Below are 12,437 nucleotides of genomic sequence, written 5' to 3'. Positions count from 1 at the left end.
CCTGGGTGGTCAGGTTTCACACAGAAGAAAGCGTCTTGGGAAAAGGGAAGCTCCGCGAAAAAGACGTTCACCTTCTTTTCAAAAAACGGTGCTCGCATGACTATTTCTTCTTTGCAAACCCGACCCAGCGCTTCATTGACATCCCTTTTCGCGCAAACGCCAGAACCTCTCGATACCCGGCCTGCCATGACGCTCACATCCGGCCACGACTCACCGGTGCCAACACTGCCGCCCGCCAGCGTCACCGTCGAGCAAAGCTCCAGCCTCAAGGCGAAGCTGGGGCATCATCACAACTTCAAAACACTCGGAGACAAACTTAACGAAATCGCCCGGCGGCTAGGGCCTGATGCCTCCCCTTCGGCGGTGCTGGCGGCCCTCAAGACAACACCTATGGACGTTCACCCCGACTCGGTTTATTACGCCGAAGTCGGCAGCAGCACCACATTGGAGACCTTCATCAATCGTCAGGGGGGATTGCTTTTACCCTATAGCCATTTATCCCTGACCGGTCTCTCGGACGCCGTGACCCACCAATCCCTGGCACACCCCTTGGGTAACCTGGGCGGCGCCCTCAGTTGGCAGGTCCCCCTGAGCGCCGACGTGCAACAACGCTTGCGCGCCAGCACCCAGAATTACACTGACCCCCTTGGGCAAAAACAACCGCTCAAGCAAACCACAGGCGGGATATTGGAGTTCTTGCGGCATCAAACCCCTCTCCCGCCAGAAGCGCTGACGACCCCAGTCGCTACGTTGAACGCCCTCATCGGTTCGCCAGAGGCACAATCGTTGGGCAGCGCGCTTCAGGAACAGATGCAGGGTATTGCTACCGATAGCAGCACGCTCGACTACCTCCTCGCTGCCGTGATACTGCAACTGGACCCTGAGTCCATCGCCGCCCCCCAACGCAACAGCGTTGCCGGTTTTGACCTGGCCGACGAAAAACTCAAGGGCAAGTCGGCCGCCGAGATAGTCGCTGCGCTGCGTCAACACTTGGTGGCAGACGGTAAAACCAGTCCTGAACTGGCAGGCGCAGCCGCCCACCTGCTACTGGCGGGTCGTGCGCCAGTACTCCTGATCAAGGACATTCCAAGCAGCGTGACCTATGGCAGTCCGGCCTGGGTCAATCTCGCGGTGGCCGCGACGACAATCGACACCAGCACACCTGGCCGGGTCGCCAATATGACCTTCGCCGAGGTCATGCTGGAGGCCGAACACGCAAGCGGCGCAGACGAGAACGTGACGGACGCCGCGCAGCGTAACGCCTTGACCGACTGGGGCGTGACCAATGGCATGCTGGAAAAAAAAGCCGACCGCCTATACACCTCCGACGACTTGAACGACCTGGTGACCCGTTTCAATGAGCGCCGATCGTTGATGTCGTCAGCGTCAGAGGCATTCGACAAAGACATCCCGTCGCGCAAAGAGTTGGCATTGGCCGAGTTGCGAAAGCGCTTTCCCGATCAGGAAGCGCTGTTTGAAGAAAAACTGATTCATGTGAGCCGCGTCCCCGGTGGCGATATCCGCCGCAGCAACCTGATAGTGGGCCCCCATTCGCTATTGGATATCGCCATGATGGACGTGGGACCCGACGCGGTTTACAGCACTCGCGACAGCCGCGTGCCTCTGGCGGCATTGAACGCCAAACCCAGCTTTGGTGTGGCGGAGGCGTTCGAGTCGCAATTCAACAGCGTCATTGAGGAAAAAAAGAGCGCGATCAACACCTATGTAAAGCACTTGATCGGCCAATTACCTGCCGACGACCGAAAGAACTTTGAAGAGGGCAAGGTTAGTTTTTTTCAAAAACATTCCCATAAACTGGGATTGGGCTTTTTCAACGACAAAACGGAGCTACCAAAAGGCGAACAATTGTTGGTAAGGATTGAGCGCGACGGGGTGACCCGCGCGTATGAGATCAACTTCAACGCCGGCGCTATCCGCAGTATTCCGCAGTGGCAAGCAACGCCTGACTCTTCAAGGACTGCGAATATCGTCTACGAAACAAAAGAGTTCTCGCCCAGCGCTGGTCAATCCCTGCTCAGCACTGAACAGGCCGCGTCTGGTCGATCACCCACTGATACCTTTGCCTCGCCGCGTGTTCACCTGATCGCCGACGCCTTTGTTGAGCACCTCAATCTCGATGATCCCGCTATCAAGCAACAGGCGCGCGGCCTCACCACGGACGACAAAAACCGGGACAGGGCCGAGACGGTTGAGAACTTCCTGTTAAACCTGATCCCTTTGCGCTCGGCTATCAGCCATTTCCGCAACGGCCATGTTGTTGACGGCTTGATCGATCTCAGCCTGGACGCATTCGGTTTTGTGACCGCAGGTGCAGGTGCGGCTGGAAAGGTGGTCAAGATCGCGGGCACCGCCGCTTCGACGGCAACCAGGGTGGCACGGTCGGCAAAAGTCATCGGCATGGCCACTGTCAGCGCGCTCAACCCGCTGGGCGGCGCGGGCGACTTGGCGGTTGGCGGGGCCCGCCTGGCCGGTGGCGGGCTCAAGTTCCTCGGCGCCAAAGGCCTCCAGAGCGTGAATGCCTTGCGCGGCGCTTCGGGCAGCTATGACCTGTTAAAAGCCGCCAGCAAAGACAATGTGGTCGCCGCAACGGGCACCTTGAAAATCGGCGAGCACAGTATCGACGGGGCCGCCGTCCTGAAAAATGGCCAATGGCACGCCTTCGACAGCGAAAAAATGCGCGCATACGGCGGCCCGCTCCAGGGCTTCACGCCCGCCACCGTGTCGGCGAAGGGGCAGCTCAACCAGGGTTTTACCGACTGGCTCTACAAGAAGCTGGCTGGCGGTGCGTTACCGCCGGAGGGCCCACCGAGCGTACTCGGTCAATATGTGCCCAAGGAGTTTGAAGAGGCTTTGAGGCGCGCCCAACGCCCCGATAATATTTATGACTTCAACTTGGGCTATACGAATGGGGACCCCCACAAGGTGCCTGGTTATTCGTCAGATTTGAATGTTATAGAGCTGCAGGCCATGGTCTCCCATGGGTGGATGACCGCCGGAGACGTTGGCACCCTGAGCAGGCAGATTGAGCGCAAGAAAGTAAAACTTATCCAGGAAGGCTTTACGCTGTTCCAGCGGGACATCCACGCCGCAGGCGGAACCTTGACCCCAATGCCCCAGGAGTTTTACCTCAGCCAGGTCAACCTTGCGTCGCCAGGCGAGTGTGCGGGTATGGCCAATACCCTGGCGCTGGCAATGCACTCCGGCGCAGAAACCACCTACCTGGGAAACATGTTCAAAGCCGCCGCCAATTCGCAGGACCCCTCGGCCGCACAGTTCGTCCACAACCTTAAGGCTTTTCATGATCAGGTCAAACATATCGACACCTTCCATATGGGCAAGCAGCCCAGGCAAATCCCCTATCAGCAGATCGCTGAAGAACTGACAAATGCGGCGCCGCCAAGGAGCCTCAGGATCGCCACGACGGATCACGCACTGCTTGCCGGCGTCACCGTCAGGAACGACAAGCCTGTCTGGTTTTACTTCGATCCGAATTTCGGGCTGGCCAAGTTTGACTCGGCCGAGGCGATGAAAAATGGCCTGGAACGGACCTTGAACCGAGGCACCAGCCCGTTTCAGCACCGGGCATATGGCACAAATCCTGGCGCACCTGAGTATCAGGTGAGTTATTTTGATGTCGGTGATATGGCTGCTTACGGCGATTCCGCACAGGTCAGCCGTATGGCAACTGTCCCGTTGTGAGTATTCGCAAAACCTGACGGGACATTCTGCTTCGCCAAGGTCACAATGCCAGCAGCTTTTCGGAACTTGCTGGTATTGCCGCCACTCACTACTGGGTTGCGTTTAAACCTGTCACGCCCAGCACCTTCACTTTTTCAGGAATGTTCACTATGTCGTCCCTCACCTCAACCATTCTCGTAGTCGAAGACGACACGATTGTGCGCATGCTGATCGTCGACGTACTCCAAGAGCTGGGGTTTCGTGTACTTGAAGCTAAAGACGCCCAATCGGCGCTCAAATTCGTAAAAGAGACGGACAATGTCATTGACCTGATGATGACTGATGTCGGCCTGCCGGACATGAATGGTCGGGACTTGGCCCTCCTGGTGCGCGAACGGCGCCCGCAACTGCCGGTCCTGTTTGCCAGCGGTTATGCCGAGAGCATCGAGGTTGTGCCCGGCATGCAATCGATCGCCAAGCCGTTCTCCATCGATCAACTGCGCGATAAGGTCAAAGCCATGCTTGGCGCCGCCTGACATTGGTGCTCCTCTCCAATGCCGCCCAGTTGGGCGGCATTTTTGCGTCAAGCAGAGCGTCATGCCGGGATTAACGTGACCTTCGACCAATAAAGTTGGAAACTCGACGCTTTGCCACGCCACTCAATAGCACTCCTCACAAGACCTCTGGAAGGACGCAACAACATGATTGGAAAACCGACGCGCCTGCTGTTGGCGAGCCTCTCGATACTCATGAGCACTGGTGCCTGGGCCGACTTTACGGCCACCCCCTCTGAGGCTCGGGCGATTGCTAAGGAAGCCTATTTGTATGGCTACCCGGTCGTGGAAATGTACAAGACGCTCTACACCCAGGCGGTCGACAAGGGCGGCGTCAACTTCAAGGCACCGTTCAATCATATCGGCAATACCGCCCAGGTCTTCACACCCAAGGACACCGCGCTCGCCACGCCGAACCCCGACACGCCCTACTCCTTCGTCTGGATGGACCTGCGCAGCGAGCCACTGGTGCTGACGTTGCCCAAGATTGAAGACAACCGCTATTACTCGGTACAACTGATCGACCTCTATACGCAGAACTTCGCGTACCTCGGCACGCGCAGCACCGGCAACAATGGCGGCCACTACATGATCGCCGGGCCCGACTGGAAAGGTCAGCAGCCGGTCGATGTGGATCGCGTGGTGTACAGCGAAAGCAATATTGCCTACGCCCTGTACCGCACGCAGTTGTTTGATGAAAAGGACCTGAACAAGGTCAAGCAGATCCAGAATGGCTACAAAGTGCAGTCGCTCAGCAGCTACGTGAAACAGGCCGCCCCGGCCAAGGCGCCGAAGATCGATTGGCCCAAGCCGCTGGCCGGCATGAGCGAAGGCCCGCAACTGTTTCGCTACTTGAACTTCATGCTCGCCTTCGCTGCGCCCCAGGACAGCGAGAAAGACCTGCTCGCACGCTTTGCCACCATCGGCATCGCACCGGGCGCGCCGTTCAAGGTCAACCAGTTGAGCGCCGAACAGCGTAAAGCGCTGGAAGACGGGATCGCCGACGCCAAGGCCGAGTTTGCAGCGTTCAAAAAAGACAAACTCGACACCCAGCAGGTTGCCGTAGGCGACTTGTTCGGTAACCGCGATCACCTGAACAACAACTACCTATACCGCTATGCCGGTGCCGACGTGGGGCTTTTCGGCAACTCCGCCGATGAAGCCACCTACTTCAATTACGTTGTCGACAGTGACGGCAAACCCGCCAACGGCGCTCGCCACAGCTACACCGTGCACTTTGCCAAGGACCAACTGCCGCCGGCCGATGCGTTCTGGTCACTGACCCTGTACGACACCAAGACCAAATTGCTGGTGCCCAATCACAAGAAACGTTACGTGATCAACTCGCGGATGTTGCCCAATCTCAAGCTGGACGCCGATGGCGGCCTGACTCTGGCGCTGCAGCACCACGAACCGCCAAAAGCCGAGCAGAGCAACTGGTTACCCGCACCGCCCGGCCCGTTCTACGCTGTGTTGCGGATGTACCTGCCAAAGCCGGAGGCGAATAACGGTCAGTGGAAGCTGCCGCCGCTGACTCCACTGAAATAGTCCCAGGCACTGCGTGATTTACTGCTTTTGCAGTTTCACATAGGACTGGTGCAAGTCCGACGCCCAACCGTCGATCACGCTTTTTACGTCATTGGGCGTCATCACCTGCGAGTCGTTTTCCAGCGGCTTGCCGGTGCCCTTGCGTACCACCTCAGCGATCACCTTGCCGTTGGCACCGTCGAGAAACTGCGCCTCGGTGCCCAGCACAGTGTCCTGGTCGCGGATGCCGGTGCCGGCACTCATCGCCGCAGCCACCAAGGCGACCGGCACGAACTCATAAGGTTTCAGGCCCTGGGTTTTACTGCTGACCGCCGTGATCGCTGCACGCACCACTAACACTCCGCTACCTGGCCCTTGTGCAAGGGGCAATGACTTGCCGATTTCGCGCTTGAGGGCCTCGTTGAAGTAGTCGTTGATGCCGCGCAACGTGCTCTCAGGAATTTTCGCAGTGGCTTGGGGCCTGGGGTAAAACTGGGTCGGTTCGATATACACCGCGTTGTAGCGGCCCAGATCCAGTGTCGGGGCGACCCAGCGCATCACCTTGACGCCCGAAGGCGACGTGGCCGGCTTGAGACGGCTGTAATCGGAGAGGAATCCTGAATACTCATCCGGTTGCGTGACTTGGCTGGCACAGCCCACCATCCCGATCGTGGCGATGCAGAGCGTGCTGATCATTAGCCTTAGTTTCATCCTCGAACTCCTTGGCAGTCATCATCAGAACGTTGAGCTGTAGGTATAGCCAATCCTGTAAAAAACAGCGTTGAAAAACTCAGCCGCGCTCGCGAGGGATCAGGCTCTGCAACTGCGCGGCGAGGAAATTGGCGTTGAAGGCGAAGGTGTCCGGGTCTTTCAGGCCGTTGGTTTTTTTCCACAACCAGTCGTTTTTATCCGCCGGCAGCACCAGCGAGACGCTGCCGTGCCGGGCTGCGGTCAGGCCCATGACCGCCACCGAAATCAAGCCGGCGACGCCCATCACGTCCGGCACGAACTCGACGTTTTTGCCAGTGATCTGCACAGTGAGCTTTTCGCTCTTGAAGGGCGACGTCTCCACCGGAACGCTCGGGCCGCTGGCGACATACTCTTCGCGGTGGACTTCAAGCAAACCAGCGGTTTTGACCGGCTCCAGCCATTGCTCGATCTGCTGGAACAACTCGCCGAGCTTTAGCGCCCAGCGCGCCGATTGCACCTCGAACTGCTGTTTTTTATGGGCTTCGCTGTCGGCGTAATGACGAAGCATCTCGCCCAGTTGCTGTACATCATCCATTGCGGTTTTCCTTGGGTGAGCCATCGTGCGAACCACGATCATGGCAGATGCGGCGACTCACCGTATGATTAACGCCGACGGAACAGCGGGCGTGGCTCGATCACGCTGCGCCCATACTGCACGCTCATCCCCGCCAGCCCCTTCAGGGCGTCTTCAGCCGATTTGTCCGCGCGCACCGCAAATGCATCGAACCCGCACTGGCGCATGTGGCTGAGCTGATCGCGCAACACATCGCCGATCGCCCGCAACTCGCCTCGCCAGCCCATACGCGTGCGCAACAGATAGGCCTGGCTGTAGGCGCGCCCGTCGCGAAAGCTGGGAAAATCCAGGGCAATCAGCGGCAGTGTGGCGAGCCAGGGCAGCACCTGCTCGACCTCATCATCCGGGCCCAGCCACACGCCATGTCCCGGCGCATAGAACGCCAGCGGCAGGATCAGCGCACCGCCCGCCGGTACTTCATCGCGCACCAACACCCACGGATCATCCGCAACCAGACGCGCTTCACCCTGCTCAAGTCTCAACAGATTGTTCATGCCGACTGCTCCGCGTACACCCGCTCCTTGAACGGCTCCAGTCCAATGCGCTGCACGGTATCGACAAAGCGTTCTTCACTTTCGCGGTAGCGTACAAAGGTGCTGATCACGCGCTCGATCACATCGGGAATCTCTGCGGCGCTGAACGAGGGGCCGATCACTTTGCCCAGTGAGCTGTGTTTGCCCTGGGCCCCGCCGAGGGTGATCTGATACCACTCACTGCCATTCTTATCGACGCCCAGGATGCCGATATTGCCGATGTGGTGATGGCCGCAGGCATTGATGCAGCCGGAAATATTCAGGCTGATATCACCCAGGTCGTGCAGGTAGTCGAGGTTATCGAAGCGCTGTTGGATCGCCTGGGCGATGGGGATCGACTTGGCATTGGCCAGGGCGCAGAAGTCGCCGCCGGGGCAGGCAATGATGTCAGTCAGTAGGCCGATATTCGCCGCGCCCAGGCCGTGTTCACAGGCCAGGCGCCACAAGGCATGCAACTGATCTTTGGGCACATCCGGCAACACGATGTTCTGTTCATGGGCGATGCGGATTTCACCAAAGCCGAACCGCTCCGCCCACTGGGCCACGGCCTCCATTTGCTGGGCAGTGACATCGCCGGGCGGCGCGCTGATGCCAGGTTTGGTGGACAGCACCACGCTGGTGTAGCCCGCAACTTTATGCGGCATGACGTTGCGGCTGACCCAGCGCGCAAAGCCCGGGTTGTCGGCCAGTTCGGTGCCGTAGGCCAGGCTGGTATCGCTGAGCGACGCGTAAGCCGGCGGCACAAAGGCCGATGCCACACGGTCGTACTCGGCATCGGTCAACTGCGCCGGGCCATCGCGCAGGTACTGCCACTCTTCCTCAACCTCGCGGGAGAACGCCTCGATCCCCAGCGCCTTGACCAGGATTTTGATGCGCGCCTTGTACTTGTTGTCCCGCCGGCCATGCCGGTTGTATACGCGCAGCACCGCCTCGACGTAGGACAGCAGGTGCCGCCACGGCAAGCCCTCGCGGATCTGCAAGCCCAGGATCGGTGTGCGTCCCAGGCCACCGCCCACCATCACGCGCAACAGCATGTCGCCTTGGTCGTCGCGGTAAAGGTACAGGCCGATGTCGTGCATCATGATCGCCGCGCGGTCTTCGCGGGCCGAGCAGATGGCGATCTTGAACTTGCGCGGCAGGAACAGGAATTCCGGGTTGATGGTAGACCATTGGCGCAGGATCTCCGCCAAGGGCCGTGGGTCCAGCAGTTCATCGGCGGCCACCCCGGCAAAGGCTTCGGTGGTGATATTGCGCACGCAGTTGCCGGAGGTCTGGATCGCATGCATGTCGACCTGGGCCAGGCGTTCAAGGATGTCGGGCACCTGGTGCAGCTCGATCCAGTTGAACTGCAGGTTCTGGCGGGTGGTGAAGTGGCCGTAGCCACGGTCGTAGTCGCGGGCGATGCTGGCCAGGGTGCGCATCTGTTCGGCGCTCAAAGTGCCATAGGGAATCGCCACCCGCAGCATGTAGGCATGCTTTTGCAGGTACAGGCCGTTCTGCAGGCGCAAGGGCAGAAACTCTTCTTCGCTCAAGTCGCCAGCGATATAGCGCTCGACCTGATCACGAAATTGCGCCACGCGCTCGAACACCAGCGCCCGGTCGTATGCGTCGTACTGGTACATATCACCGCCTCATCAGGGTTGGCCGCGTCCCAGGGCGCGACTTCTAGGGGGGCGACTATGCACCTGCGGCGCAGGGCGTAAAAGATTCAGGTGCTGGCATAAAAAGCAGATCAGATGGACTGTAAGTCGTGCTTTCACGTCGAATAATCTGATCCGTAGTAATGAGCTTTTTCTGAGACTGTTTTGTTTTACCCACACTTCCTACAGTGCCCGCCACTTGGAACCGTGGGAGGACTGAGCATGAGCACAGCAACAATCGGACAGGCTTATAACTATAAAGTCGTCCGCCAATTCGTGATCGCCACCATCGTATGGGGCGTTGTGGGCATGGCCATGGGCGTGTGGATCGCTTCGCAACTGGTCTGGCCGGAAATGAACCTTGATTTGCCCTGGACGACCTTTGGCCGGCTGCGACCGTTGCACACCAGCCTGGTGATCTTCGGGTTCGCCGGCAGCGCGCAATTCGCCGCCAGTTATTACGCAGTACAACGTACTTGCCAGGTGCGGCTGTTTTCCGACAGCCTCGCCGCGTTTACGTTCTGGGGTTGGCAATCGGTCATCGTGATCATGTTGATCAGCCTGCCGCTGGGCTACACCACCACCAAGGAATACGCCGAGATCGAATTCTCAGGCGCGGTGTGGATGACGGTCGTGTGGGTGGCCTACGCCATTGTGTTTTTCACCACGGTGGTGCGGCGCCAGACCCGGCACATCTACGTGGGCAACTGGTTTTTCGGCGCGTTTATCCTGGTGATCGCCATGCTGCACGTGGTCAACCACCTGGCGATTCCGGTGGACTGGTTCAAGTCCTACCCCGTGTATTCCGGTGCCACCGATGCGATGGTGCAATGGTGGTACGGGCATAACGCCGTAGGTTTTTTCCTCACCACCGGTTTCCTTGGGATGATGTACTACTTCGTGCCGAAACAAGTCGGGCGGCCGGTGTATTCCTATCGCCTGTCCATCGTGCATTTCTGGGCGCTGATCACCCTGTACATCTGGGCCGGCCCGCACCACTTGCATTACACGGCCCTACCGGACTGGGCGCAGTCGCTGGGCATGGCGATGTCGCTGATCCTGCTGGCACCGAGCTGGGGCGGCATGATCAACGGCATGATGACCTTGTCGGGCGCCTGGCATAAGTTGCGCAGCGACCCGATCCTGCGCTTTTTGGTGTTGTCGCTGGCGTTCTACGGCATGTCGACCTTCGAGGGGCCGATGATGGCAATCAAGACCGTCAACGCCCTCTCCCACTACACCGACTGGACCATCGGCCACGTCCATGCCGGCGCGTTGGGCTGGGTGGCGATGATCACCTTCGGCTCGCTGTACCACATGATTCCCAAGGTATTCGGCCGCGAACAGATGCACAGCGTGACGCTGATCAACCTGCACTTCTGGCTGGCGACCATCGGCACCGTGCTGTACATCGCCTCGATGTGGGTCAACGGCATTACCCAGGGCCTGATGTGGCGTGCGATCAACGCTGACGGCACCCTCACCTACTCGTTTGTCGAGGCCTTGCAGGCCAGCCACCCGGGGTTTGTGGTGCGCTTTGCCGGTGGCGTGTTGTTCCTCAGCGGCATGCTGCTGATGGCCTACAACACCTGGCGCACCGTGCGGGTCGCCGACTTGCAGGTCGCGCAACTTGACGCGCGGATCGCCTGATGTGGGGCCTGCTGATGGTCGCGTGCCTGTATGGCGCGGTGGAGTACTGTTTGCGCGGTCAATCCGAGGAGACGCTGGATGAGGCCAGCCTGATTCCGTTCGCCGACGACCCGGAGGTGGCGCGCCGGGTGGAGTTGGCCACCGGCAAACAGATCCACGCGGTGGCACCGGAGCAAGCCAGGCCGGGCTGGGGCAATCGGGATATGTGAAACTGCTCCGGTGATTTGGCGCGCAACTGCGTATGACTAATCGGTGGCCGATGGGTAAGGTGATGCGATATTTCTTGTCAGGAGCATCGCATGCGCACCATCGGCCTGATCGGCGGCATGAGCTGGGAGTCCAGCGCCGAGTACTACCGCATCATCAACCAGCGCGTGCGCGACCAACTCGGCCCGCTGCGTTCGGCGCAATTGCTGATGTACAGCGTGGACTTCGGTCCGGTGGAGCAGGCCCAGCATGCCGGACGCTGGGACGACGCCGCGCTGATCCTGGAAGATGCCGCACGCCGCCTGCAAGCCGGGGGTGCCGAGTGTGTGGTGTTGTGTACCAACACCATGCATTTGGTGGCGCCGCGGATCGAAGCGGCCGTGTCGATTCCCTTTCTGCATATTGCCGATGCCGCAGGTTCGGCGGCCGTAGCCGCCGGCACGCTGACCGTCGGTTTACTCGGTACGGCGTTCACCATGGAACAGGACTTCCTCACGTCACGCCTCGCCGCCCAGGGCCTGAACGTGCTGGTGCCGAACGCGGAGGAGCGTCAGGCCGTGCACCGGATCATCTATGAGGAATTGTGCGTCGGCGTGATCAGCGAGGCGTCACGCCAGGTCTATCAGCGCGTGATTGCGTCCCTGGCCGCACGCGGCGCCCAGGCAGTCATCCTGGGCTGCGATCAAACCCGAGCACAGCGACCTGCCGCTGCTGGACACCACCGCGCTGCATGCGCAGGCTGCGGTGGCGTTCGCACTACAGGACTAAGCCGAGCGGCGCAGGCGCGCCATGCTCAGGGTGTCGACGAACACACCGTCGCGCAGGGCGTAATCGCGCAGCCGCCCTTCCACTTCGAAGCCGAATTTGCGGTACAGGTTGTGGGCCGCTTCGTTGTCGGCATACACCGTGAGTTCCACGCGGTGCAGGTTCATCCAGTTGTCGGCCACGTCCAGCGCGGCCGTCAACAGGCGAGAGCCCACACCTTTGCCTTGCCAGGCTGGCGTCACGCCCATGCCGAACGAGCCGACATGGCTCTGGCGCACGCGTAGGTACTGTTCCAGACCGAGTTGGCCGACCACTTCCCCGCCATGCAGCGCCACCAGTTGCAGGCGCCGCTCATTATCTGTCACCAGCTTGTTGCGCCACGCCTCGACGGACTGGAAAGGCATCTGTAGCACCTGACGGCACACGGCCGGCTCGTTGTAGAGCGCAGCGACGCCTTCAAGATGGGCCTCGGTAAAGCGCTGGATCACGATATGGGGTTCAGGTGCGTGCATTGTGTTTCATCCTTTGAAAGACACGT

10 protein-coding genes and 1 pseudogene are annotated in these 12,437 nt (G+C 59.8%); 6 read left to right on the top strand and 5 right to left on the bottom strand.

The window, feature by feature from the left end; genetic code table 11:
• Positions 1-96: 96 nt before the first annotated feature.
• From ACS5Q8_RS14065 to ACS5Q8_RS14055, 3 genes are all read left to right on the top strand, one after another.
• Complete coding sequence (locus tag ACS5Q8_RS14065) at positions 97-3,720, top strand: hypothetical protein (RefSeq protein WP_465160330.1); 3,624 nt, start codon at positions 97-99, stop codon at positions 3,718-3,720.
• A gap of 149 nt (positions 3,721-3,869) precedes the next feature.
• The gene (locus ACS5Q8_RS14060) at positions 3,870-4,235 is read left to right on the top strand and encodes a response regulator (protein WP_443694199.1); all 366 of its coding nucleotides are present in this window, start codon (positions 3,870-3,872) and stop codon (positions 4,233-4,235) included.
• A gap of 165 nt (positions 4,236-4,400) precedes the next feature.
• Entirely contained in the window at positions 4,401-5,801 is a 1,401-nt protein-coding gene (locus ACS5Q8_RS14055; RefSeq protein WP_443694198.1) for a DUF1254 domain-containing protein, read from the top strand.
• A gap of 18 nt (positions 5,802-5,819) precedes the next feature.
• On the opposite strand, the gene ACS5Q8_RS14050 is transcribed toward ACS5Q8_RS14055, so the two are convergent.
• The 4 genes from ACS5Q8_RS14050 to ACS5Q8_RS14035 all read right to left on the bottom strand — a co-directional run bounded on the left by ACS5Q8_RS14050 (position 5,820) and on the right by ACS5Q8_RS14035 (position 9,259).
• A complete protein-coding gene (locus tag ACS5Q8_RS14050; protein WP_465160329.1) occupies positions 5,820-6,491 on the bottom strand; it encodes a DUF3313 domain-containing protein in 672 nt (223 codons plus the stop codon).
• A gap of 79 nt (positions 6,492-6,570) precedes the next feature.
• The gene (locus ACS5Q8_RS14045) at positions 6,571-7,065 is read right to left on the bottom strand and encodes a hypothetical protein (protein ID WP_465160328.1); all 495 of its coding nucleotides are present in this window, start codon (positions 7,063-7,065) and stop codon (positions 6,571-6,573) included.
• Between the two features lie 68 nt (positions 7,066-7,133).
• Positions 7,134-7,598 (bottom strand): DUF934 domain-containing protein, encoded by a 465-nt coding sequence (locus ACS5Q8_RS14040; RefSeq protein WP_465160327.1) that lies wholly within the window; start codon positions 7,596-7,598, stop codon positions 7,134-7,136.
• Positions 7,595-9,259 (bottom strand): nitrite/sulfite reductase, encoded by a 1,665-nt coding sequence (locus tag ACS5Q8_RS14035; RefSeq protein ID WP_465160326.1) that lies wholly within the window; start codon positions 9,257-9,259, stop codon positions 7,595-7,597. The genes ACS5Q8_RS14040 and ACS5Q8_RS14035 overlap by 4 nt, the downstream gene beginning before the upstream one ends.
• A 240-nt stretch (positions 9,260-9,499) precedes the next feature.
• On the opposite strand from ACS5Q8_RS14035, the gene ccoN reads away from it, so the two are divergent.
• The 3 genes and pseudogenes from ccoN to ACS5Q8_RS14020 all read left to right on the top strand — a co-directional run bounded on the left by ccoN (position 9,500) and on the right by ACS5Q8_RS14020 (position 11,902).
• The gene (gene ccoN / locus ACS5Q8_RS14030) at positions 9,500-10,927 is read left to right on the top strand and encodes a cytochrome-c oxidase, cbb3-type subunit I (RefSeq protein WP_276192923.1); all 1,428 of its coding nucleotides are present in this window, start codon (positions 9,500-9,502) and stop codon (positions 10,925-10,927) included.
• Positions 10,927-11,136 carry a cbb3-type cytochrome c oxidase subunit 3 gene (locus ACS5Q8_RS14025; RefSeq protein ID WP_247403285.1) on the top strand — a complete coding sequence of 70 codons (210 nt, stop codon included), beginning with the start codon at positions 10,927-10,929 and terminating at the stop codon, positions 11,134-11,136. The genes ccoN and ACS5Q8_RS14025 overlap by 1 nt, the downstream gene beginning before the upstream one ends.
• Positions 11,137-11,226: 90 nt before the next feature.
• Positions 11,227-11,902 (top strand): annotated as a pseudogene (locus ACS5Q8_RS14020) (aspartate/glutamate racemase family protein).
• On the opposite strand, the gene ACS5Q8_RS14015 reads toward ACS5Q8_RS14020, so the two are convergent.
• Entirely contained in the window at positions 11,899-12,411 is a 513-nt protein-coding gene (locus ACS5Q8_RS14015) for a GNAT family N-acetyltransferase (RefSeq protein ID WP_276192920.1), read from the bottom strand. The pseudogene ACS5Q8_RS14020 and the gene ACS5Q8_RS14015 sit on opposite strands and share 4 nt — an antisense overlap.
• Between the last annotated feature and the right edge of the window lie 26 nt (positions 12,412-12,437).

The sequence above is a fragment of the Pseudomonas sp. PAMC25584 genome (assembly GCF_058135675.1).
Note: the sequence above shows the minus strand (reverse complement) of the source record. Positions and strands in the feature narration are given on the sequence as shown.

What these genes read in the sequence shown, in the direction of transcription:
- ACS5Q8_RS14065 (WP_465160330.1), top strand. Translation starts at nt 97, where the DNA reads ATGACTATTTCTTCTTTGCAAACCCGACCCAGCGCTTCATTGACATCC.
- ACS5Q8_RS14060 (WP_443694199.1), top strand. Translation starts at nt 3,870, where the DNA reads ATGTCGTCCCTCACCTCAACCATTCTCGTAGTCGAAGACGACACGATT.
- ACS5Q8_RS14055 (WP_443694198.1), top strand. Translation starts at nt 4,401, where the DNA reads ATGATTGGAAAACCGACGCGCCTGCTGTTGGCGAGCCTCTCGATACTC.
- ACS5Q8_RS14050 (WP_465160329.1), bottom strand. Translation starts at nt 6,491, where the DNA reads ATGAAACTAAGGCTAATGATCAGCACGCTCTGCATCGCCACGATCGGG.
- ACS5Q8_RS14045 (WP_465160328.1), bottom strand. Translation starts at nt 7,065, where the DNA reads ATGGATGATGTACAGCAACTGGGCGAGATGCTTCGTCATTACGCCGAC.
- ACS5Q8_RS14040 (WP_465160327.1), bottom strand. Translation starts at nt 7,598, where the DNA reads ATGAACAATCTGTTGAGACTTGAGCAGGGTGAAGCGCGTCTGGTTGCG.
- ACS5Q8_RS14035 (WP_465160326.1), bottom strand. Translation starts at nt 9,259, where the DNA reads ATGTACCAGTACGACGCATACGACCGGGCGCTGGTGTTCGAGCGCGTG.
- ccoN (WP_276192923.1), top strand. Translation starts at nt 9,500, where the DNA reads ATGAGCACAGCAACAATCGGACAGGCTTATAACTATAAAGTCGTCCGC.
- ACS5Q8_RS14025 (WP_247403285.1), top strand. Translation starts at nt 10,927, where the DNA reads ATGTGGGGCCTGCTGATGGTCGCGTGCCTGTATGGCGCGGTGGAGTAC.
- ACS5Q8_RS14015 (WP_276192920.1), bottom strand. Translation starts at nt 12,411, where the DNA reads ATGCACGCACCTGAACCCCATATCGTGATCCAGCGCTTTACCGAGGCC.